Origin of the sequence: Acinetobacter sp. ACNIH3 (assembly GCF_002918965.1) — a bacterium.
Lineage (GTDB): Bacteria > Pseudomonadota > Gammaproteobacteria > Pseudomonadales > Moraxellaceae > Acinetobacter > Acinetobacter schindleri.
Genome location: NZ_PQLP01000024.1, coordinates 23,289 through 44,338, shown reverse-complemented (window position 1 = coordinate 44,338; position 21,050 = coordinate 23,289). Strand labels below are relative to the sequence as shown.

21 protein-coding genes, 4 tRNA genes and 1 pseudogene are annotated in these 21,050 nt (G+C 42.4%); 14 read left to right on the top strand and 12 right to left on the bottom strand.

Going from position 1 to position 21,050, the window contains the following annotated elements; translation table 11 throughout:
• Nucleotides 1-96 (top strand): transposase domain-containing protein (locus tag C3420_RS17900; protein WP_139133946.1); only part of this gene is annotated, 96 nt, incomplete at its 5' end.
• Nucleotides 97-178: 82 nt separating this feature from the next.
• Here C3420_RS17900 and C3420_RS10730 read toward each other — a convergent pair.
• Nucleotides 179-901, bottom strand: coding sequence for a hypothetical protein (locus C3420_RS10730; RefSeq protein WP_213064672.1), 723 nt, complete (start codon nucleotides 899-901; stop codon nucleotides 179-181).
• 214 nt (nucleotides 902-1,115) lie between these two features.
• Between C3420_RS10730 and C3420_RS10725 the strand changes: the two genes are divergently transcribed.
• The 3 genes from C3420_RS10725 (at nucleotide 1,116) to C3420_RS10720 (ending at nucleotide 3,390) form a co-directional block, all read left to right on the top strand.
• Nucleotides 1,116-2,330, top strand: a complete 1,215-nt coding sequence (locus C3420_RS10725; protein ID WP_076753310.1) for an MFS transporter — start codon at nucleotides 1,116-1,118, stop codon at nucleotides 2,328-2,330.
• Nucleotides 2,323-2,457, top strand: coding sequence for a hypothetical protein (locus tag C3420_RS17810; protein ID WP_004810539.1), 135 nt, complete (start codon nucleotides 2,323-2,325; stop codon nucleotides 2,455-2,457). The genes C3420_RS10725 and C3420_RS17810 overlap by 8 nt, the downstream gene beginning before the upstream one ends.
• Nucleotides 2,458-3,060: 603 nt before the next feature.
• Complete coding sequence (locus C3420_RS10720) at nucleotides 3,061-3,390, top strand: four-helix bundle copper-binding protein (RefSeq protein WP_081405832.1); 330 nt, start codon at nucleotides 3,061-3,063, stop codon at nucleotides 3,388-3,390.
• 131 nt (nucleotides 3,391-3,521) lie between these two features.
• Here the strand turns inward: C3420_RS10720 and sthA are convergent, their stop codons facing one another.
• Nucleotides 3,522-4,937: a Si-specific NAD(P)(+) transhydrogenase gene (gene sthA, locus C3420_RS10715; protein WP_004810544.1), complete on the bottom strand. Its 1,416-nt coding sequence runs from the start codon at nucleotides 4,935-4,937 to the stop codon at nucleotides 3,522-3,524.
• A gap of 217 nt (nucleotides 4,938-5,154) precedes the next feature.
• On the opposite strand from sthA, the gene lipA reads away from it, so the two are divergent.
• From lipA to C3420_RS10700, 3 genes are all read left to right on the top strand, one after another.
• Nucleotides 5,155-6,168 carry a lipoyl synthase gene (gene lipA / locus C3420_RS10710; protein WP_103800452.1) on the top strand — a complete coding sequence of 338 codons (1,014 nt, stop codon included), beginning with the start codon at nucleotides 5,155-5,157 and terminating at the stop codon, nucleotides 6,166-6,168.
• A 351-nt stretch (nucleotides 6,169-6,519) separates the two neighbouring features.
• Complete coding sequence (locus C3420_RS10705; protein ID WP_103800451.1) at nucleotides 6,520-9,024, top strand: acyl-CoA dehydrogenase; 2,505 nt, start codon at nucleotides 6,520-6,522, stop codon at nucleotides 9,022-9,024.
• Nucleotides 9,025-9,191: 167 nt separating this feature from the next.
• Complete coding sequence (locus tag C3420_RS10700) at nucleotides 9,192-9,584, top strand: carboxymuconolactone decarboxylase family protein (RefSeq protein WP_103800450.1); 393 nt, start codon at nucleotides 9,192-9,194, stop codon at nucleotides 9,582-9,584.
• A gap of 134 nt (nucleotides 9,585-9,718) precedes the next feature.
• On the opposite strand, the gene C3420_RS10695 is transcribed toward C3420_RS10700, so the two are convergent.
• From C3420_RS10695 to C3420_RS10655, 9 genes are all read right to left on the bottom strand, one after another.
• Entirely contained in the window at nucleotides 9,719-10,558 is an 840-nt protein-coding gene (locus C3420_RS10695) for an NAD(P)-dependent oxidoreductase (protein ID WP_376745950.1), read from the bottom strand.
• Nucleotides 10,559-10,609: 51 nt separating this feature from the next.
• A complete protein-coding gene (rutG, locus tag C3420_RS10690; RefSeq protein WP_103800448.1) occupies nucleotides 10,610-11,971 on the bottom strand; it encodes a pyrimidine utilization transport protein G in 1,362 nt (453 codons plus the stop codon).
• Between the two features lie 33 nt (nucleotides 11,972-12,004).
• On the bottom strand, nucleotides 12,005-12,586 hold the full coding sequence (rutF, locus tag C3420_RS10685) for an NADH-dependent FMN reductase RutF (protein ID WP_103800447.1): 582 nt from the start codon (nucleotides 12,584-12,586) through the stop codon (nucleotides 12,005-12,007).
• Between the two features lie 80 nt (nucleotides 12,587-12,666).
• On the bottom strand, nucleotides 12,667-13,047 hold the full coding sequence (rutC, locus tag C3420_RS10680) for a pyrimidine utilization protein C (protein ID WP_103800446.1): 381 nt from the start codon (nucleotides 13,045-13,047) through the stop codon (nucleotides 12,667-12,669).
• 34 nt (nucleotides 13,048-13,081) lie between these two features.
• On the bottom strand, nucleotides 13,082-13,843 hold the full coding sequence (rutB, locus tag C3420_RS10675; protein ID WP_103800445.1) for a pyrimidine utilization protein B: 762 nt from the start codon (nucleotides 13,841-13,843) through the stop codon (nucleotides 13,082-13,084).
• Complete coding sequence (rutA, locus tag C3420_RS10670) at nucleotides 13,840-14,946, bottom strand: pyrimidine utilization protein A (protein ID WP_048881545.1); 1,107 nt, start codon at nucleotides 14,944-14,946, stop codon at nucleotides 13,840-13,842. The genes rutB and rutA overlap by 4 nt, the downstream gene beginning before the upstream one ends.
• 348 nt (nucleotides 14,947-15,294) lie before the next feature.
• Nucleotides 15,295-16,086 (bottom strand): pyrimidine utilization protein D, encoded by a 792-nt coding sequence (rutD, locus tag C3420_RS10665; protein WP_103800444.1) that lies wholly within the window; start codon nucleotides 16,084-16,086, stop codon nucleotides 15,295-15,297.
• Between the two features lie 80 nt (nucleotides 16,087-16,166).
• Entirely contained in the window at nucleotides 16,167-16,424 is a 258-nt protein-coding gene (locus tag C3420_RS10660) for a hypothetical protein (RefSeq protein WP_103800443.1), read from the bottom strand.
• A gap of 140 nt (nucleotides 16,425-16,564) precedes the next feature.
• Nucleotides 16,565-17,746, bottom strand: a complete 1,182-nt coding sequence (locus tag C3420_RS10655) for a trypsin-like peptidase domain-containing protein (RefSeq protein ID WP_004810569.1) — start codon at nucleotides 17,744-17,746, stop codon at nucleotides 16,565-16,567.
• A gap of 172 nt (nucleotides 17,747-17,918) precedes the next feature.
• On the opposite strand from C3420_RS10655, the gene C3420_RS10650 reads away from it, so the two are divergent.
• The 7 genes and pseudogenes from C3420_RS10650 (at nucleotide 17,919) to C3420_RS10620 (ending at nucleotide 20,711) form a co-directional block, all read left to right on the top strand.
• The gene (locus C3420_RS10650; protein WP_103800442.1) at nucleotides 17,919-18,677 is read left to right on the top strand and encodes a Nif3-like dinuclear metal center hexameric protein; all 759 of its coding nucleotides are present in this window, start codon (nucleotides 17,919-17,921) and stop codon (nucleotides 18,675-18,677) included.
• A gap of 154 nt (nucleotides 18,678-18,831) precedes the next feature.
• Nucleotides 18,832-19,458: a superoxide dismutase gene (locus C3420_RS10645; RefSeq protein ID WP_004810573.1), complete on the top strand. Its 627-nt coding sequence runs from the start codon at nucleotides 18,832-18,834 to the stop codon at nucleotides 19,456-19,458.
• A gap of 147 nt (nucleotides 19,459-19,605) precedes the next feature.
• A tRNA-Asn gene (locus tag C3420_RS10640) sits at nucleotides 19,606-19,681 on the top strand.
• Nucleotides 19,682-19,687: 6 nt separating this feature from the next.
• Nucleotides 19,688-19,763: transfer RNA gene (locus C3420_RS10635), tRNA-Asn, on the top strand.
• 288 nt (nucleotides 19,764-20,051) lie between these two features.
• Nucleotides 20,052-20,127: transfer RNA gene (locus C3420_RS10630), tRNA-Asn, on the top strand.
• Between the two features lie 6 nt (nucleotides 20,128-20,133).
• Nucleotides 20,134-20,209: transfer RNA gene (locus C3420_RS10625), tRNA-Asn, on the top strand.
• Nucleotides 20,210-20,238: 29 nt separating this feature from the next.
• Nucleotides 20,239-20,711, top strand: a pseudogene (locus C3420_RS10620) (DUF2726 domain-containing protein).
• 18 nt (nucleotides 20,712-20,729) lie between these two features.
• Here the strand turns inward: C3420_RS10620 and C3420_RS10615 are convergent.
• Nucleotides 20,730-20,996 (bottom strand): hypothetical protein, encoded by a 267-nt coding sequence (locus C3420_RS10615; protein ID WP_103800440.1) that lies wholly within the window; start codon nucleotides 20,994-20,996, stop codon nucleotides 20,730-20,732.
• Nucleotides 20,997-21,050: the final 54 nt, after the last annotated feature.

Here is a 21,050-nt window from a genome sequence, read left to right as displayed (position 1 = left end):
GCCTATTTAAGTGATGTGCTGAAAAGGTTGCCAACACATAAAGTGCCCCAAATAGAAGAATTACTACCTCACCGCTGGAAACCTGAACCCCGTTAAAACTTGGCGATGGCGTTCAGCGGATGCTTACCTTATATCTAACATGTAAGTTAAAAACTCCATTTTAACTGAATACGCTCTCCTACTGAGCTAGAGAATTTAAATATCCTTCAATTTCATCCCAATTTGCTTGTTTTGCTAAATATCTAGGTAATTCCTTACCAAAATTAATGAATATTGCTCTTCTTAACTCATACTCTTCATAACATCCAGCATAGAGCTTATACCTAGATATAAAATAGAGTGTCATGTAAGGTAAATTTTCTTCATCCCAACTTCGTTTGCTACGACTATAGAAGAATAACTTTCCTAGGGTATAGAGACGTCCTACTTGTTGCCTCATCCCTCTAAAAACAGCATAAGTTTGAAAATAGGTCTGCCATTTTTCCAAATCTTCAAGTGCTTTGGATTTATCGGTTTGAGATATATAACGATTGATAATGTTCACTAGGTCTTTTTTCTTTTGTTCAATTGTGATTTTTTTCCATCTCCAAGTCCAACTGTAGGACTTATTAGGTTGTCTATAGAACTTATCAGCACTTGGCTTATATTTTTTATGTGTCATCCGTACTAACTCTGCTGAATAGCCAGCAAAATCAAGTTCTAAATATGGTTTAGTCATCACAAATTTAAAGGATTCATCATCCTTAAAATATGAATGAATTAATTCAATTTCTGAATTGAGGTTACTTTTATCAAATGCCAGCTCTTCTACTTCACTAATCTTATCCTTGCCGACGTGTTTTTGATGTGATGCTTGTAGATCTGTTTGCTTACATTGGTATGCGATTCTAAGACAGTTCAATTTTAAAAGCAGAGCTAAACTCTGCTTTTTTTGAGTTTCGAATTCACCAAATTAGCACACACTTTACGCAATATCTAGATTCTAATCTGGACCTATCTATCCCTATAAACATCGAATCTATAAAAAAATTTATCTTTTAAGTAATTATTATTCTATCGCGACAACAAGTCGAATCGACTAACATAGGTTGCGATACTCACGGTACAGACTCTTTATGACCAACAGCCAGTTTTCCAAGCCACTTATTTATATGCTCATTGGTTCAGCAGTAATTCTGGCATTGTCTTTAGGTGTCCGTCATGCATTTGGCCTATATCTGGTGCCGATGAGTGAGGAATTTGGCTGGGGACATAATGTATTTAGTTTGGCCATTGCCATGCAAAATCTGATTTGGGGTGCAGTTCAACCGATTACCGGGGCATTTGCCGATAAATATGGCAGCAAAATTGTCGTGGCGATCGGCGGTGCTTTATATGCCATTGGTCTACTCTTGATGGCATTCAGTTCGACCGGTTTGCTACTCAATATCAGTGTGGGCTTAATTCTGGGTCTAGCACTATCTGCAACTTCTTTTCCGGTGTTATTGTCTGCAGTCGGACGTGCAGCACCGCCAGAAAAGCGCAGTCTGGCCATGGGCATTGCCAGTGCAGCCGGATCTTTTGGTCAGTTTATCATGCTGCCTTCGACCCTACTGCTGTTACAGAATGTCGGATGGTCAGCTGCGCTGGTGGTCAGTGCCATTTTAATCGCACTGATTGTACCCCTCGCCTGGATGCTGAAAGCACCGATGTATGTTGCTGCCAATGCCATTCCTACACCCAATAAAGCATCACTCAGTTTTAAACAGATTCTAGTGGTGGTTAAAAATCATAAACCTTTCTGGTTCCTGGCACTGGGCTTCTTTGTCTGCGGGTTCCAGGTAGTATTTATCGGAATTCATCTGCCCGGCTATCTGATAGATCATGGTTTTAATGCCACTACTGGAACGATTTTCCTGGCACTGGTCGGTTTGTTTAATGTGGTTGGCACCTATACCGCCGGCTGGCTCGGTGGGAAATACTCTAAACCACACTTATTGATGGGTTTATATGGCCTACGCGGCATTGCTATTATTGCATTTTTACTGCTGCCCCTAAGCACATGGACAGTGTATGCCTTTGGTGTCATCATGGGTTTATTATGGTTGTCTACCGTACCACTGACCAATGGTATTGTCGCCAATATGTTCGGGGTTAAGTATCTGACCATGCTGAGTGGTATTGTATTTTTCACTCATCAGGTGGGCTCATTCTTTGGTGGATGGCTCGGTGGTGTTAACCATGATATAGCCGGCAATTACAATGCGGTATGGATGCTATCAATTGTATTAAGTATATTTGGCGTACTGGTACATTTCTGGGTCAATGAGGAGCAAATTGTGCATGACTGATTCTCTGCTGAAACTCAAAATCTCGATTGCTGTGGCAATCCTGCTTTTACTCACATTGTCGATTGCACTATGGTTGCAAACCCCTGAATTGTTTGAATACTTTAATCAGGCTTTCTGCGCGCATTAAACTGCTGAAATAGCATCAGTAAATTTCACTATGTTTCAGCACAAAAACTAAAAGTATTAAAACCCAACAATTACTATATTTCTTTATTATTTCAAAATTTTAGAATTCATAATAATTTTGCGCTGTCTGGGTTTAAGTTTTTTCATATGTTTTGATTATCAGAAATAAAGTTGAGGCCTCGTAATAACAAATTTATCCCAGTGATCATGAGCAAATTATTAGTTAGAATTGTATTCCGAGACAATCAGGTCATTCCATCTTCCCGGCACTCTTTCCAACTGGTCTTGCCCTTTCTTGAAATGCGATAGCCTGGCGGATTTCCGTCCATTTTAATAAAAAATGAGAATAACGAGAAAGGTAGCCTAAACCTTTGATAAGAATGACTCTGCATATAGATTGTTTAGCATTAAGACTGTGACCGCACCAAACATCTTTTATTTTCAAGCAAAAAGTTAACTCTGAATATTAGGTTTGATCTAATCGATCTTTAACAAAACAAAGCAGCTGTTTACTTTTTCTCACCCAATCTGCCTAGTGTATTTTTCTTTTTCTGCTTAGCGTATTAGAAAATCAGGATTCAGCATATGAATAGAGGAAAAGACCATGAATGAGCTTCAATTTTCAGATTGTGTTCGGGCCTGTATGAGCTGTTCACTCGCATGTGCCAACTGTGCTAGCGCCTGTCTCAAAGAAGAAGATCTGGAGATGATGCGGGAATGCATCCAGCGCTGTCTGGATTGTGCAGATATTTGCCAGCTTTGCGCCCGTATGGAACAGAAACAGTCTCCTTTCATGCATGAGATGTGTGAACTCTGCGCAAAAGCGTGTGACTACTGTGCAGAAGAATGTGGTCATCATCAAGACGATCATTGCCAGCAGTGTGCCGAAGCGTGCCGTCGTTGTGCTGAAGAATGCCGAAAAATGGCGGCTTAAAAAATTAATTTGATAATCCTGTTCTTCATTTCAAATGGCATAGGTTAATAGTTGTATGCTCAAACCATTCCAATAAAAAAAACCCGCAAGCAAATACTTACGGGTTTTTGATCTAACTTGAATTAATCAAATTAGAATAAACGGTTCATACCATTCAGTGTCGCTACACGATATGCTTCCGCCATGGTTGGGTAGTTAAACGTGGTTTCCACAAAATATTTGATGGTATTGTTCGGACTGTTCATCACAGCTTGACCAATGTGGATAATTTCAGAAGCATTGTTACCAAAACAATGAACGCCTAAAACTTCCAGCGTTTCACGATGGAACAGAATTTTCAATTCACCTACCGTATCACCGGTAATCTGGGCACGTGCCAGATGACGGAATGAAGCCTGGCCAACTTCATACGGAATTTTTTCTTCAGTCAACTGCTGTTCAGTTTTACCAATTGAAGAAATTTCCGGAATGGTATAAATACCAGTCGGGATATCTGTCACTGGTGCAACATCTTTCTCTCCACTCATGTTTGCACCTGCACAACGACCTTGGTCATAGGCAGCAGAAGCAAGAGATGGCCAGCCAATCACATCACCCGCTGCGTAGATATTTTCGACTTCGGTTTGATATTGATCATTTACAGTCAATTGACCACGGCTGTTCGGTTTCAGGCCAACGTTTTCCAGACCCAAGCCATCCGTGTTCCCTGAACGACCATTACACCAAAGGATGGCATCTGCTTTAATTTTCTTTCCACTTTGTGTATGTAGAACTACATAATCATCAGATGTTTCAAGGTAATCAATCTGCTCATTGTGACGGATCAAAACGCCCTGCTCACGTAAGTGATAAGACAATGCATCAGAGATTTCATCATCCAGATAGCTAAGTAGCTTCGGTTGCGTATTGATCAGGTCAACTTTATGGCCCAGACCAATAAAGATCGATGCGTATTCACAGCCAATCACACCTGCACCGTAAATAATGATTTTTTGGATTGAATAATCCAGATCCAGAATTTTGTCTGAATCAAATACACGTGGATGATTAAAGTCTAGAATTTCCGGACGATAAGGACGAGAACCGGTCGCAATCACTAATTGTTTAAACTGAATCGTTTCCTTGATGCCATCTGGAGTAAATACAAAGATAGTATTTTCATCCTGAACATAGGCACGGCCATGGAAGATATCAATTTTATTACGGTCGTAAAAACGTGAATGTGTTTCAACCTGCTGTTGAATCACTTTATGCGCATTACGAAGTACCTGCTTCATGGTGAACTGTTTCCATTCACCGACTTTCTGGAACATTGGATCACGTTGATAACGGATGATGCTTGATACCGTTTGACGCAATGCTTTACTTGGAATCGTACCAACATGCGTACAGTTACCACCAAGTTGTTCACGCATATCAACGATTGCAACGCGCTTACCCGATTTGGCAAGTTTCATTGCCGCGCCTTCGCCCGCAGGGCCTGAACCTAGAACTACCGCATCGTACTTAACGAAAGTCCCACTAACGACCTCTTTCTTACGTGGCATTCAACGCTCCTTTATAAATTAAATTCATCTGCAATATCTGTTTGCTATATTATGACGTAAATCATGTCATTTTGGTGTATTTAACTGACATATATTGTGTGATGAGAACATTTTTTAAATGAATAGTCCTTTTTGCCCCATTTGTAGCTAAGTCCGTTATAATAAAAGCGCTATCTTTGATTATCTCCTCCCTTCAAAAACAGTGGAAAAGTTAAATATGTCTGAAAACCGTAAACCTGAACAGGGTGTCAAACTTCGCGGCGCGGAAAAGGTCGCCCGTATTCCTGTAAAAGTTGTACCTACGGTTGAAACACCACGGAAGCCGGACTGGATTCGCGTCAAAATGGCCGCACCTGAAGAAGTACAACGGATTAAAACTACACTTCGTCAGCAAAAATTACATACCGTATGTGAAGAAGCCGCCTGTCCTAACCTGCCTGAATGTTTTGGCGGTGGTACAGCAACCTTTATGATTATGGGTGACATTTGTACCCGTCGCTGTCCGTTCTGTGATGTGGCACATGGCCGTCCAAATGCACTAGATCCAGATGAACCGCGCCATATGGCAGAAACAATTGCTAACTTAGGTTTGAAATATGCAGTGATCACTTCGGTAGACCGTGATGATTTACTGGATGGCGGTGCACAGCATTTTGTCGATTGTATTAAAGAAGCACGTGAACTGAGTCCAAAGACTTTATTAGAAATCCTGGTTCCTGACTTCCGCGGTCGTATGGACATCGCTTTACGTATCATGACTGAATGTCCACCAGACGTGTTTAACCACAACATCGAAACTGTGCCACGTCTGTATAAAGCCATGCGTCCAGGTTCTGATTATCAGCACTCTTTAAATCTGTTGAAAATGTTTAAAGATTATTGCCCAGAAATTCCAACCAAATGTGGTTTGATGGTCGGTATCGGTGAAACTGAAGAAGAAGTTCTCGCTCTATTAGACGACTTGAAAGCACATGAGGTCGATTATGTGACGATTGGTCAGTACTTGCAGCCATCTAAACAGCATGCACCAATCGACCGTTTTGTAACGCCAGAAGAATTCGAACGTTATGCAGAACATGGCCGTAAGCTTGGCTTTAAGAATATCTGGTCAGCACCGATGGTACGTTCAAGTTACTTTGCGGATCGTCAATACTATGGCGAACCGGTTCCGGAAGTACGCCGTAAAGTTGATCCAGCAAAAAAAATTGCCGTGCAAACCATTGAAGCTTAAAATGACTTAGATCAAAGCCCTCTTAAGTAGAGGGCTTTTTTTATGCCTAACTAAATTTATATTTGTTCACTTTTTAATTATTTTACCTACCCTCTCTTGGAGATTAAGTTATTACTTATCTTCACATTTCTTTGCGTGTTCTCACTTGAAGACTGCACATTTTTCAAACAATCTCAAAAGCAGATAAAACATTCAATATATCGTTGAAATATTTAATAACAATCGTTCTCACAACAACAATTGTGAATTTGCCAGTTGCTTAAGCGATGTAAAAAAATTGATCAAGTCTTATGAAGACACCTTAGGAAGATCGGCAGCATCACAATTGTATGACCCTGGAGAAATATAACAATGCTATTTATTTTCGCCGTACTTCTTCTCATTGCCAGTTTATGGGCGATTTTCTTTTTTCAACTCTCCCGTACCACTGGTGCAATTACCCTGATTGTCATGTCAGTGGTTTGTGCCTTTATCAGTCCTTGGTCACTGATTCTGGGTATTCCTCTGGTTCTGATCAGTCTGGTCGTCATGATCGAACCTTTGCGCATGTCTTTCATTTCCAGGCCAGCCTATAAGGCCTTAGCGGATGCCATGCCAAGCATTAGCCCGACAGAACGTGAAGCGCTGGATTCCGGTACCAGCTGGTGGGAAAAAGAACTTTTTATGGGAGCGCCCAACTGGGAAACCTTTAATAATTATCCTTATCCAAAATTATCGGTCGAAGAGCAGGCATTTCTAGATAACGAAGTTGAAACGCTATGTAGCATGTTAGATGAATGGGAAATCCATGAGAAAAAAATGCTGCCTGAACATATCTGGCAGTATATTAAAGATAATGGTTTCCTCGGTTTGATTATTCCTAAAGAATACGGCGGTCGTGCCTTTAGTTCCTTTGCTCAAAGCCGGGTCATGAGCAAGATTTCTTCGCGTTCTCTCACTGCTGCAGTCAGCTGTATGGTACCTAACTCACTTGGACCTGGTGAGCTGTTACTGCATTACGGTACCGAAGAGCAGAAAAATCGTTATTTACCAGGTTTAGCCAAAGGGCTAGAAATCCCATGTTTTGGTTTGACCAGTCCGGAAGCGGGCTCAGATGCCGGAGCCATTCCAGATACCGGTGTAGTCTGCTATGGCCAGTTTGAAGGTCAGGAAGTCTTGGGTTTGAGAATGAATTTTTCCAAGCGCTGGATTACTTTGGCACCCATTGCCACTGTCGTCGGTCTGGCCTTTAAAATGTATGATCCGGGTCATCTATTGGGTGATAAAACTGACTATGGGATTACCTGCGCCCTGTTACCTGCCAATCACCAAGGCGTCATCGTTGGTCCACGGCACCATCCTGGCTCACCGTTTATGAATGGTACCGTTGAAGGTAAGGATGTATTTATTCCTCTGGACTGGATTATCGGTGGAGTAAAAAATGCAGGTAAAGGCTGGCGTATGTTGATGGAATGTCTGGCTGTTGGCCGTGGTATTTCTCTGCCAGCTTTATCTACCTCTAGTGCCGAGATGACTTATTTAAATGTCAGTGCATTTTCACGAATTCGCCAGCAATTTAAAATTTCAGTGGGTAAATTTGAAGGGGTGCAGGAAGCCAATAGTGAAATTGCCAGTGATGCCTATATGCTGGAAGCATTCCGCTATTTAGTAACTTGTGGCTTGAATCAAGGCGGTAAACCAGCAGTTATGACGGCAATAGCCAAATACTACGCCACTGAGACCATGCGTAAAATTGTTAACCATGGTATGGATGTAGTCGGTGGTCGTGCTATTCAAATGGGGCCTCGTAACTTTTTGGCCTTAAACTATCAAGCGATTCCAGTATCAATTACAGTTGAAGGTGCCAATATTCTGAGCCGTTCCCTGATGATTTTTGGTCAAGGTTCGATGCGCTGCCATCCTTATTTATATGAAGAATTACAGCTTCTGCAAGCTGAAGATCCGAAAGCAGCTCTTGATCCATTCGATAATTTATTATTTAAACATTTAGGTTATACCTTTAACCGGACGGCCCGTTCATTTGCCTATGCCTTTAGTGGCGGTTCAAGTGCAGCACCGCAAAGTACGGTTGACTTTACCCGTCCTTATTACAAAGTGATTAACCGGCTCAGTGCCAACTTTGCCCTGACCGCAGATATGTGCCTAGGTTTACTCGCAGGGGATATCAAACGTAAGGAAATGCTTTCGGGTCGTCTGGCCGACATTCATGCTCACCTGTTTATTGCGACGGCAATCCTGAAATTCTTTGAACATAGCAAAAAAACCGAAGCTGAGCGTCTGCATGCACAATTGGCAATTGAGAAATCTTTATATACCGCTCAAGAGGCGTTTTATGACCTGTTTGCAAACTTCCCGGTGGGTGTTGCTGCTGGCATGGTCAAACTTATCTGTTTCCCATTTGGCCGACCTGTCGCGAAGCCATCTGACCGACTTAAACAGGAAGTCGCAAATGTCATGATGGAAGATAACGCTTTCCGGAAAGTACTGAAAAAGCATGTTTTCTATAGCACAGCGGAAGATGATGTAAATGGTCGTATGGAATCAACCTTCACCATGTTATTGGAGATTGAGCAGCTTTGGGATCGCTTTAAGAAAGCTGAAAACAGAGGTCAATTTAAAGGACTCAGTTTTGCTGATCATGTGGCTGATGCGCATGGACAAGGGTTTATTAATGAAGAAGAAGCGAATAAGTTACTGCACTATAATACACGTCGTTATGACAGCATGTTGACCGATGTCTTCGATCTGCATTTACAGGAAGTATTGGAGCTGGAAAATCCTCATATTTCGAAAGCAGATGCAACAGGTACTGATACTTCAGTTCAAAGTGCACCTTCACATTCAACCAGCCCTTAGATAGATCTCTTATCTCCATCGGATCTTGCTTTCCAAAGTGAAGTTATTTCTTGACCTCACTTTGAATATCTCAAGTGGCTATTCAGCCACTTTTTTACGACTATTGCACGATGGTATTTAAGATATAAAACGTTAAGCTAGACCCATAATAAAATTGAGGGTCAATGATGTCACAACAAGATTATGAAAATGGCTTGAAAGTCCGTAGTGAAGTGATGGGTGAAAGCTTCGTAAAACGTGCTCAGGACAATACAGTTCCTTTTACCCAGCCTTTGCAGGACTGGATTAATGAACATGCCTGGGGCTCGACCTGGCAACGTGAAGGTGTGTTACCACGTAAATACCGTTCTTTAATTACCATTGCTTTTCTTACCGCGCAAAAAAGCCCGACTGAATTAAAAGGCCATGTTCGTGGCGCCTTGAATAACGGTGCGACAGTTGAAGAAATTCAGGAAGTACTATTACATAGTCTGCCTTACTGCGGTGCCCCTGCCACTCAGGAAGCCTTCCGTGCAGCGCTTGAAGTGCTTCAGGAATATCAGGCGAATCAAGAGAATTAAGATTTATTTAGGCTATTGAGCTGCCTAATGAATAAATAAAGCCGGGAATTAAAATTCCCGGCTTTTTAAATTTTAAACTGATATATCTATAGCTATAACTTCTTTAACACTGTCTTATATATTGTTTGAAAAGATTATCCTCTTAATTCAATTTGCGTACGTTGCTCCAAGCCTTGCACCGCAGCGGAGAAATCCAGCTGGCTGGCCTGTGGCTTGGCAATCTGCTGAAACTCCTGCTGAATCAGAGACATCACCGTTAAATCCAGTTGCTGTTGCTGCACCAGTTCCAAGGCAATACCAATATCTTTCTGCAATAGATCCAGTGCAAAGGTCTTGTGAAACTCACGGCTCAGTACACGCTGTGCCATGATATTTTCCGACATGCTGCTTTTACCACTGGAATGATTAATACAGTTCAGTGCACTGCTTAAATCAACGCCCTGTCCTTTCAGTACAGTCAAGCCTTCAGCCAGTGCCCATAAATGCGTCGCCATCAAAGTATTATTAACAGCTTTCACTGCAAAACCAGAACCGCTTTCTCCCACATATTCAATCAAGCCAGCAAAAGCAGCAATGATCGGTTTAGCTTGTTCAAAGGCAGCTTCATTTCCTCCCACCATCACGGTTAAAGTCCCTTTTTCTGCCCCAACAGTCTGACCGGATACCGGAGCATCCAGGTAATAGCTTCCCTGTTGCTCCAATCGTTTTGCCAGTTTTTGTGCCGATTCCGGTACACCGCTGGTACAGTCAATCCAGATTGCACCGGATTTAGGTGGATGTGTCGCAATTAACGCTTCCACATCCTGACTGGTCGGCAAGCAAGAAAAAATAAAATCTGCCTGAACCGCCTGTTCAATACCCACTGCCTGAGTTCTGAAACATTTCGCATGATCTAGCGCTTTCTGTTCAGTCCGGTTCCAGACCCAAACCTGATGTCCGAGTTTTGGCAAATGGGAGGCCATATGCCAGCCCATTGCCCCGAGCCCTAAAAATGCAACTGTATGACTCAAAAAATACTCCTCATATTAAGCGACTGGCTTAGCCTCGACCTCAGTTACGGTTTCAACTGGTTTAGAGGCTGGCAATTCTTTATCTTCACCACGGCTCAGGAATAGATTTAATAGAATTGCAGCTAAAGTTGCGGTACCAATACCCCCCAGATCAAAACCACCAATCTGCAAGCTATAGTTGCCTGTGCCCATGATCAGACAGACTGCACCAATAATCAGCGTACTGTTCTTGGTGAAATCAACACGGTTATCTACCCAGATTTTCGCACCAGCCACAGTAATCAGACCAAATACGACAATCGATGCACCACCCAACAAGGCCACTGGAATGGTACTGATCACTGCACCGAATTTAGGTGAAAGTCCGAGCAAAATGGCGAAGATACCAGCAAAGACAAATACAGTCGTTGCATAAACTTTGGTGACTGCCATGACACCGATATTTTCGGCATAAGTGGTCATCCCCGTACCACCGACAGAAGCGGACAATGAAGTACACACCCCATCAGCAAAGAAACCACGACCCATATATGGAGACAGGTTTTTACCGGTCATCGCAGAGACTGCCTTAAAGTGCCCTAGATTTTCTGCAACCAAGATAATTGCCACTGGTGCAATCATCAGCATGGCATTCATTTCAAAGACTGGACTCTGGAAATTCGGCAAACCAAACCATGCCGCTTCACTGACCTTGGTAAAATCAATTGCAGGTCCGAAGCCCATCACATTGGTGAAAAGGAAGTAAATCAGATAGGAAGATAATAAGCCCAATAACAATAACAGACGGCGTACCATTCCTCGTGTAAATACAGCAATCACACTGATACAGATAATAGTGATTAATGCCATCCAGGAATCAAACTGGTTCGCTGAAACGCTTTTGATTGCCACTGGAGCCAGGTTCAAACCGATAATCATCACGATTACACCAGTGACCACCGGTGGCATCAGTTTTTCAATCCAGTTGGTACCGGTTTTCATGACCAGCAGGCCAATCAAGGCATAGACAATACCGCAAGCAATGGTACCGCCAAGCGCCAGTCCGATATTAGGATTCGCACCAACTCCGGAATAACCTGTAACTGCGACGACCGCACCAATAAAGGCAAAGCTGGATCCCAGATAACTAGGCAATCGACCGCCCGTGATCAGGAAAAATAAAATGGTCCCAATCCCGGTAATGAAAATCGTGAGATTGGGATCAAACCCCATTAATAAGGGTGCCAGCACGGTTGCGCCAAACATGGCAAACACATGCTGCAACCCGAGAATAATACTTTTTCCAGCAGGCAGATATTCATCTGTTTGCACGGGTGTGGTATCGAGATTGCCTTGGTAAGGCTTAAATTTTGGAAACCACGTTTCTTTTTCTTGCATCGGCTTCCCCTCCTTGATTAGGATTGAATTGATTTAGCACATTTTGTGTGGCTCACAGTAAGAACGGTTAAAGTACATCAGCGCATTGCCTTGACGCTGGCACATGGCTTTCACTTCACAGAACAGCACGTCATGACTGCCTATAGATACTTGCTGCACCACCTCACAATCAAAACTGACCAAGGCATCCTCAAGTACAGGTGACTGGGTCAGCAAAGTTTTCCAGTTCCCCTGACTGAAACGCTCTGCCATCGGTGTTTTTCCACCAAACAGATTGGATAGATGCTGCTGATGTGAAGCTAGGGTATTCACACACAACACCTGATTCTTTTTAAAGGTTTCATAGACTGACGCAGAACGGTTCAGGCACACCAGTAACGTTGGTGGTGTATCCGTCACGCTACATACGGCCGAAGCGGTAAATCCAGCCATTCCTGCATCGCCTTGCGTGGTAATGACATTCACTGCAGCACCTAGATTAGACATGCCCTGACGGAAAATCTGCTGATCGACTTGGGTAAAGCTTTCACCAGATGCGTTAGTCGCCAAAACCTTATTTAATGCTTTATTTTCTGCAACTGTCTCTGTGATGATTTTAGATAGTTTGGCATTCATGCTGTTCTCCTCCGCCCCAAGTCAGTTTTCAGTGACAGACTTAGGGCTGATATAGATGAAATTGAATCAGGTGGTTCGGCTTATACATGAGCAATCGAGGCGATTTCGACCAGCGCATCAGGTTTGACTAAGCCCGTCTGTACGCAATATCGTGCCGGTTTATCTCCCGGAAAATACTCTGCATAAACGGTATTAATTGCTGCATAATCTGCCCAGTCTTTGACAAACACATGATTGAAAGTGACGTCATCCATGCTGCCACCCGCTTCTTCAATCACACGCTTGATGGTTTCCAGAATATGACGGGTCTGGGCTGCGGCATCACCGACATGCACCACATTATTATTTTCATCAAAAGCTAATGTACCGGATACATACACAATATTGTCTACCTTGGTTGCCGGTACATAAGGTGCTAATGGTTTCGATGTTCCTGCTGGAATAATGATTTCTTTAGGCATACTATTTTTTTCCTTAATTCTGATCTTTAATTCTTTATGCGCTTACGGTTAATTTAGTTTCTTTTAGTGACTCACTTTCTTTTTGAAAAGTCTCGACAAAATTTGCAGTATCTGACACCCAGCCAAAGAAGGTCTTGATGTTATACAGACTGGCTTCATGCGCTTCGACTGGACCTGCCTGATAGCAGGCATCGGCAAGTGCTACACCGAAATACTCCAAGAAGAAGCCATCACGTAGCGTCGATTCCACACAAACGTTGGTGGCAATCCCGACAAAGACCAGATTGCGAATACCTCGGACACGCAACATGCTGTCCAGCGCGGTATTAAAGAAACCGCTATAACGTGGCTTTTCAATTACCAGGTCTTGTGGCAGTGGCTTTAACTCATCAATCAGCTCAAAATCCCAACCGCCTTTGGCCAATAACTTTCCTTGCAATTCAGGTTGTTTGCGCATGGTCTTTAAAGCATTGGATTTATGGAAATTTGGAGAATCCGTACCACCTGCTTCCTTATATTCCGCATCCCAGCCATTTTTAAAATAGATGACCTGAATACCGGCCGCATGCGCAGCATCGACTGCTTTTATTATATTTTCGACCACGGGTTTGGTCTTTGAGACATCAAAACCCGCCAGATCCAGATAGCCACCCTGCGAGGTATAAGCATTCTGCATGTCAATCACAATCAGGGCAGTCTGTTCTGGTGCAAGACAAATTGCTTCTGGTTCCGCTTTCAAGGTCTTGCCTGTGCCGAGTTTTTCAGTAAACCCAGCAGTAACTACAGATTCACTCATGCGCTTTTCTCCAGAACCGGTACTGTATCTTCAAGCACAATATGCTCACGACATTTCATCAGTGGCTGGATTTTTTGACCAAAATCTTCAACCCCTTGAATAAAATCATCAAAAGTCAGCAACACACCTTCTGTGCCCTTGATCTCGCCAATTTCATCCAACATTCGTGCCACATTTTCATAAGAACCCACCAAGGTTCCCATATTGATATTCACCGGAGATACGCTAGAAGCCATTTGACGGATATTGGTATCTGCACCTGAAGTGGTATCTTTACCGCCCTGATTCATTAGCCAGTTAATCGCTTCCATGTCGGCGCCATCGTTATAGTGCTGCCATTTGGCTTGCGCTTCTTCATCGGTTTCAGCAGCAATCACCATAAACAGTACATACGTCTGCACATCACGGCCAGTAAGGTCAGTTTTTTCTTTTAAGCGATCATTAATTTCTGCATAAGCCGTTGGAGTATTCAGCCCTTTACCAAAGACAAAGTTGTAGTCGGCATATTGCGCAGAAAATTCCAGACCGGCATCCGACTGACCAGCACAGATGATTTTCATGTCGGCTTGTGGGCGCGGGCTGACCCGGCAATCTTCCATCTGAAAATGTTCGCCCTTAAAGTCTGATTTTCCGGTTGCCCAAAGCTCACGCAGGATTTGTACGTATTCCGACAGATATTCATAGCGTTTACCAAAATAGTCGTTGCCTGGCCACATGCCCATTTGGGTGTATTCAGGCGGCTGCCAGCCAGTTACTACATTTAGCCCAAATCGGCCATTAGAAATCGAATCAATGGTAGATGCCATGCGCGCTACAATTGCAGGTGGCATGACTAGAGTTGCAGCTGTTGCATAAATTTGAATTTTGCTGGTAACAGCAGCAAGGCCAGCCATCAGGGTGAAAGTTTCCAGGTTATGTTCCCAGAATTCAGTCTTGCCACCAAAGCCACGCAACTTGATCATGGAAAGTGCGAAATCGAAACCATAGTGTTCAGCGCGCTGCACGATTTGTTTATTTAACTCAAAAGTCGGCATATATTGTGGTGCATTTTCAGAGAGTAACCAGCCGTTATTTCCAATTGGACAGAAGACACCTATTTTCATTTTTACACCTCATTTTTTTTAACACTTATTCAAAATCTGGATTCCACTTCGGGATCTTTATTTACAAGTTAAATACTGCAATCTGTGTGCCAAATATATTTATTTATTTTATTTCAGTAACTTAATATTTATTTTTTTGAATTTTTAGTAAAATAATTATTTTCATTCATGAATCAATTTCGCTCACTATGTTTCATTCAAGTGCATTTATAAAAATTCATGCGTGTGCAAAACCTGTATAAATTCGCAGTAAAATTCCTGCTTATACCATAGAAATGATTCATTAGAAAAAATAAAAAGTCAGACCCAAGGTCTGACTTAAATAAAGAGATTTATTGGCTAAAAATATCAGGCTGATTTTAAAAAATGCAGTATGTTTTGGTTGATCAAGGCAGTTTCAGTCACCGTAGAAGCATGTGCTCCCGTTTCGAGCAGATTAAACCGGCTATGTGGCAATAACTGCTGCAGTTGTTGTGAACGTTGATATGGCACCAGAAAATCATCCCGATTGGCAATCAGATGTACAGGAACATTTTTGAGTGCCTGCTGATGCACTTTCTCTAACTTAAAAGCCTGCACAGCCTGTAAACGTGCCAAGACATTTTGAATCGGTGGAAAGTCAAGGAGCTGCTTATTTTCTGCTTCGGTTAATGGGTCAATATGTGTTGAGATCCAGTATGGTGGATATAAAAATAAAGCTTGGGCCCGAACATAGGCTTCTGCCCCGCTATTCAACAATAAAGAAGTCCTTGCCTGAAAACATTTCTGGGTATGTGAGTCCAGTTCTCCCCAGGCATTCAACATGGTCAGACTCAGCAACCTAAATTTTTTCTCCGCCTGATAGGTCGCCAGTTGCATGCCAATATGCCCACCCAATGCATGTCCAATAAAATGAAACTCGCAAATATCCTCATTGATCAATAAATCCAGAATCTGCCGGGCCATATGATCTACGGAATAAGGCGTTGGCAAGAGTTCAGAATCCGAATGACAACCTTCCTGATCATAGGTCACCACATGAAAATTTTGCTGTAAGGCTTTAATTTGAGGATTCCAGAAGCTGGCATGTCCGCCCAATCCGGAGGAAAGCACTATATAAGGCGCATGTGCCTGTGCTGCAGAGTGAATAAACAAAGACATAAAACTCTCATATTTGAACTATGAGATGAATACAGCAAAATATATGCCTGAATAAGACTATTTTTGAACAATTGATAAAATTATAGCCAGTAGACATTAAAGCGATAATAAAATTCCTGCACCTCAAAACGTACGTTATAGCCCAGTTCAGTCAGTTCTGCCGAAAGACCACGGATCTCTTCTAAAGGCAAATGTTTTGGAAATACTGTCAATACAGCAGTATTGCCTTGTCGGGCATTATCCTCAATTAATTGAGCCAAACGGGGCTTATACATTTCAATATTCAAGTTGGCTACATTCGATAAAACTTTGGCCTGGTCCGCAGTCATAAAACTCATTGTTTTTACTCTTTTTTGATTTTATTCAATGAAATTAAATGATTTAAATCACATAAAATATTCGTGTTTTGTAAACCAAAAATAAAAATTGGTCATAAAAAAATCCCTCACCAGGAGAGATTTTTTAAGCGATTTAAATTTTATTCTGGTAAAGGAATATATTGCGATGATGTATTTTGCTGCTGTTTACGTTCACCCACCACAACCTCTAGATCCTGTTTTTTACCTTCACGTTCCACTTCAATCCTAATTTTACTACCTGGAGCTTGCAGAGCTACATAGTTAATCAGATGTGAGGCTGAAGTAATCTGTTCGTCATTGACCATGATTATCTTATCACCGCGCTGAATACCTGCTTGGGCGGAAGGACCATTTGGCAATACTTCTGCCACAGTCACGCCCTGTTCGGATGGTTTCATTACATCATTTCGTTGTGGAGGCAACAAGCTAATACCTAACCAGCCACGCACTACACGGCCATCTTTCAAAATGGCATTCATGATCTGCTGACAAACCTTGGCTGGAATTGCAAAACCAATACCTAATGAACCGCCAGACTGAGAGAAAATTGCCGTATTCACCCCAATCAGATTCCCTGAAACATCAATCAGGGCACCACCTGAGTTTCCTGGATTAATTGCTGCATCCGTCTGGATAAAGTCTTCATAGGTATTGATACCCAGATCAGAACGACCCGTCGCAGAAATAATCCCCTGCGTCACGGTTTGACCCACACCGAACGGATTACCAATCGCCAGAACGACATCACCGACTTCATTACCACTCAGTTTAAATGGCAATACCGGTAATTTATCCAGTTCAATCTTGATCACTGCCAGGTCGGTATCTGGATCAGTCCCAATCACTTCTGCTTCAGCACGGCGGCCATCATTTAAGGCGACAATGATTTGGTCAGCCTGCGCAATCACATGATTATTCGTCAGAATATAACCATCTGCACGCACAATTACGCCTGAACCCAGGCTGTTTTCATTTGGCCCCTGAGAGAACTGTTCTGGTAACTGATCACCGAAAAACTCACGGAACACAGGATCATTCAGTAAAGGATTATCCTGTCTCTTCACTTTTTGTGTGGTAAAGATATTTACTACAGCCGGTGCAGCCACTTTCACCGCAGCGCTATAAGAAACCACCCCACCAGCACGTGAAGTATCCAGTAATGGTTCAACTTTTTCAGCAGGCATTTTGACGCCATCTGGCGCAACAGGTGCTTTTGGCTTTTGCAACTGTTGCCAACCTAGAAAGACGATGATCACTAAGATCAGCAACACCCAAGGTAACCATGTAAAGGTCCGACGCACGTTATTATCCTCTGACAATATTTTTAATTTATTGATGACTAAGCAATTTGTGCTCTATTGTAAAGCTAAACACAAAACTAAACATAAAAAAAGCAAAAGAGATTTGTGCTGCTTTAGTTACAATTCAAAATATGTTTTGATGATAACAATTGAAAGGTTTAGAGAGAAATTTATGGCCAGATTGCAGGACATTATTCAATGGTGCGACCAAACGCTGATTGCACATGAATTCAAGGACTATGCCCCAAATGGTTTGCAAATTGAAGGTAAGGCTGAGGTCAATAAAATTCTGTGTGCTGTGACTGCTTCTCAAGGAGCCATCGAAGCCGCAATTGCTCAGGGCGCGGATCTCCTACTGGTACATCATGGCTATTTCTGGAAGGGTGAACCTTACCCAATTACTGGCATGCGCGGTAAACGGATTAAGACACTAATTCAACATGATATTTCACTGGTTGGCTATCACCTGCCTTTAGACAGTCATCCTACTTTGGGAAATAATGCTGCAGTTGCCGACCTGCTGGAACTGGAAAATCTGGAACAATTAGATCCAAATGAACGTCGTCCAATAGGCAATATTGGCTATTTAAAACAGGCCATGACACCAGAGCAATTTAAGGCTTATGTTTCTGAAAAATTGGGCTTTGATGCGATTCATTTACCAGCAGACAAACCTAAAATTCGTAAAGTTGGTTTCTGTACTGGAGGTGCGCAGGATTATATTCAAAAAGCTGCAGCACAGAACTGTGATGCCTATATTTCTGGTGAAGTGTCTGAACGGACCTTCTATGAAGCTCAGGAACTGGATGTGCATTATTATGCCTGTGGTCACCATGCAACCGAGAAATATGGTGTTCAACGCCTTGCAAAAGCTATTTCCCAGCAGTTCAATATTGAGTATAGTTATTTCGAATTAAACAATCCGATTTAATTTCACCTGACGGTATTTGACAGTGGCTTTATACGTATAATTTCAGGCTTTATTCTGTATTCTTATTTATCTGCAATGCGCATTTCTGCCTGTTTTTCTATTACAATAAAGCCACTTATTGTCAAAACCCAGCAAAATGCAAGGAATTGAAAACATGACAACCATTACTTTACCAGCATTACCTTACGGCTACGAAGATCTTGCTCCACACATTAGCAAAGAAACTTTAGAATACCATCACGACAAACACCACAATACTTACGTGGTTAACCTGAACAACCTGATCGCTGGTACTGAGCTTGAAGGCAAAACTCTAGAAGAAATCATCCTGGCTTCTGCTGGCGATTCATCTAAAGCAGGTATCTTCAATAACGCTGCACAAGTTTGGAACCACACGTTCTACTGGAACTGTATGGCAAAAAATGGCGGTGGTGCTGCAACTGGCCCATTGGCTGCGAAAATTGATGAAGCTTTCGGTTCTTACGAAAAATTCGCTGAAGAATTTGCCAATGCTGCTGCAACTCAATTCGGTTCAGGTTGGGCTTGGTTAGTCGCTGACGAAGTTAACGGCAACCTTTCTATTCTTAAAACGTCTAATGCTGATACTCCAATGGCACACGGTAAAATTGCTGTGTTGACAATTGACGTTTGGGAACACGCTTACTACATCGACTACCGCAATGCTCGTCCTAAATACATCTCTACTTTCCTGGAAAGCTTGGTGAACTGGGACTACGCAAATGCGAAATATGCAGGTCAAGCTGCTGGTGTTGAGAAATAATTCTTTGTTTCCAGTCTAAAAAATCACCCCTCGTGGGTGATTTTTTTATTTTTAGGCTCTAAATGAATATTTATAAAGCAAACAATTCATTTCTTTACATTAATTGATTGACGACCTGCCGATTCCTCCCTAAAATGCCGATCAGATTCTCCAATAGCTCAGTCGGTAGAGCGACGGACTGTTAATCCGCAGGTCCCTGGTTCGAGCCCAGGTTGGAGAGCCAATCTATTCTCCCATAGCTCAGTCGGTAGAGCGACGGACTGTTAATCCGCAGGTCCCTGGTTCGAGCCCAGGTGGGAGAGCCAGAATTCCAGAAAGCTCACTCATTGCGAAGTGGGCTTTTTTTATATCTATATTTTTAGATTTAAATCATATTGATCTACATGCACTGTTCCACATCATTTCCGACATTTCAGATCATTTACAAGAATTAAGGCTTATTAAAATCTGACCGCTGGCCTGTTTTACCTAAATATAACAGTTTGAACTAAAAACCTTTTCGACTATTTTTAAAACACTTGATTCAATTTCTACAGCTTTTTTCTAAAAGTGCCTTGACCCCTTTTTAAATCTCTCTATAATCGCTTTCAGATTCTCCAATAGCTCAGTCGGTAGAGCGACGGACTGTTAATCCGCAGGTCCCTGGTTCGAGCCCAGGTTGGAGAGCCAATCTATTCTCCCATAGCTCAGTCGGTAGAGCGACGGACTGTTAATCCGCAGGTCCCTGGTTCGAGCCCAGGTGGGAGAGCCAAGATTCTCGAAGAACCCACTCATTATGAAGTGGGTTTTTTATTTGCCCTAAGTTCTGCTGTGTTTCATTTGAGTCAGATTATTTTTTTGTGATTGGCTGTCTGGCAAGTTTCGCCTTATTTTGCCTGCTCTTCCCGCACCTGTTTACCGGCCAGCAAAAATTTCACCCCAAACGTGTCATTACTGCCTTTGAAAGCAGGATGTTTACTCGTCTCAAAGATGCTTTTCCCCATCATCATATTTTGGCACAAGTTGCTTTCAGTGCCTTGATTACTCATGACCAGATGAATATGCGGAGTAAAATCAATCGCAAGGTGACTGACTTTGTAGTGATGGACCGGGAATATAATGTCGTTGCAATTGTAGAGCTCGATGATCCGAGTCATCTTGGCAAAGAAAAGGAAGATGCAGAACGCGATGCCATGCTGATTGCAGCAGGCTATACCGTTGTCCGATACACGGAAATACCGAGCATCAGACAACTACAACGGGATTTAAGATAATAAATTTATATAAAATACTTATTGCTGAATATTGGCCTCTGAGGCTGCCTGCACATCTGTTTCAACATTTGTTTGCTGTTCCACTGCCTGCTTTCTCTCAGCTGCCTCTCGTGCTTCAATTCGGGCGATCATTTCAGCCTGCTGCTGTTTATACCTTTCCTGATTTTTGGCATCACTATTTACAGCCAGAAATGCCATCGTGACCAAAAAGATTGGAATACATAAAGCCAGGGTTCCAAAAATAACCAGTTTCTTGACACTGCGGGTTTTTGTCTGTTGCGACATAACAAACCTATACTCTTGATCTAAAATCTTGAGCCACTATAACAAACTCAGATG

What these genes read in the sequence shown, in the direction of transcription:
- C3420_RS10720 (WP_081405832.1), top strand. Translation starts at nt 3,061, where the DNA reads ATGAATGAGCTTCAATTTTCAGATTGTGTTCGGGCCTGTATGAGCTGT.
- C3420_RS10725 (WP_076753310.1), top strand. Translation starts at nt 1,116, where the DNA reads ATGACCAACAGCCAGTTTTCCAAGCCACTTATTTATATGCTCATTGGT.
- C3420_RS10705 (WP_103800451.1), top strand. Translation starts at nt 6,520, where the DNA reads ATGCTATTTATTTTCGCCGTACTTCTTCTCATTGCCAGTTTATGGGCG.
- rutF (WP_103800447.1), bottom strand. Translation starts at nt 12,586, where the DNA reads ATGAATGCCAAACTATCTAAAATCATCACAGAGACAGTTGCAGAAAAT.
- rutC (WP_103800446.1), bottom strand. Translation starts at nt 13,047, where the DNA reads ATGCCTAAAGAAATCATTATTCCAGCAGGAACATCGAAACCATTAGCA.
- C3420_RS10645 (WP_004810573.1), top strand. Translation starts at nt 18,832, where the DNA reads ATGACAACCATTACTTTACCAGCATTACCTTACGGCTACGAAGATCTT.
- sthA (WP_004810544.1), bottom strand. Translation starts at nt 4,937, where the DNA reads ATGCCACGTAAGAAAGAGGTCGTTAGTGGGACTTTCGTTAAGTACGAT.
- rutD (WP_103800444.1), bottom strand. Translation starts at nt 16,086, where the DNA reads ATGTCTTTGTTTATTCACTCTGCAGCACAGGCACATGCGCCTTATATA.
- rutA (WP_048881545.1), bottom strand. Translation starts at nt 14,946, where the DNA reads ATGAAAATAGGTGTCTTCTGTCCAATTGGAAATAACGGCTGGTTACTC.
- C3420_RS17810 (WP_004810539.1), top strand. Translation starts at nt 2,323, where the DNA reads ATGACTGATTCTCTGCTGAAACTCAAAATCTCGATTGCTGTGGCAATC.
- C3420_RS10650 (WP_103800442.1), top strand. Translation starts at nt 17,919, where the DNA reads ATGGCCAGATTGCAGGACATTATTCAATGGTGCGACCAAACGCTGATT.
- C3420_RS10615 (WP_103800440.1), bottom strand. Translation starts at nt 20,996, where the DNA reads ATGTCGCAACAGACAAAAACCCGCAGTGTCAAGAAACTGGTTATTTTT.
- C3420_RS10660 (WP_103800443.1), bottom strand. Translation starts at nt 16,424, where the DNA reads ATGAGTTTTATGACTGCGGACCAGGCCAAAGTTTTATCGAATGTAGCC.
- C3420_RS10700 (WP_103800450.1), top strand. Translation starts at nt 9,192, where the DNA reads ATGTCACAACAAGATTATGAAAATGGCTTGAAAGTCCGTAGTGAAGTG.
- rutB (WP_103800445.1), bottom strand. Translation starts at nt 13,843, where the DNA reads ATGAGTGAATCTGTAGTTACTGCTGGGTTTACTGAAAAACTCGGCACA.
- lipA (WP_103800452.1), top strand. Translation starts at nt 5,155, where the DNA reads ATGTCTGAAAACCGTAAACCTGAACAGGGTGTCAAACTTCGCGGCGCG.
- rutG (WP_103800448.1), bottom strand. Translation starts at nt 11,971, where the DNA reads ATGCAAGAAAAAGAAACGTGGTTTCCAAAATTTAAGCCTTACCAAGGC.
- C3420_RS10695 (WP_376745950.1), bottom strand. Translation starts at nt 10,558, where the DNA reads ATGGGCTGGCATATGGCCTCCCATTTGCCAAAACTCGGACATCAGGTT.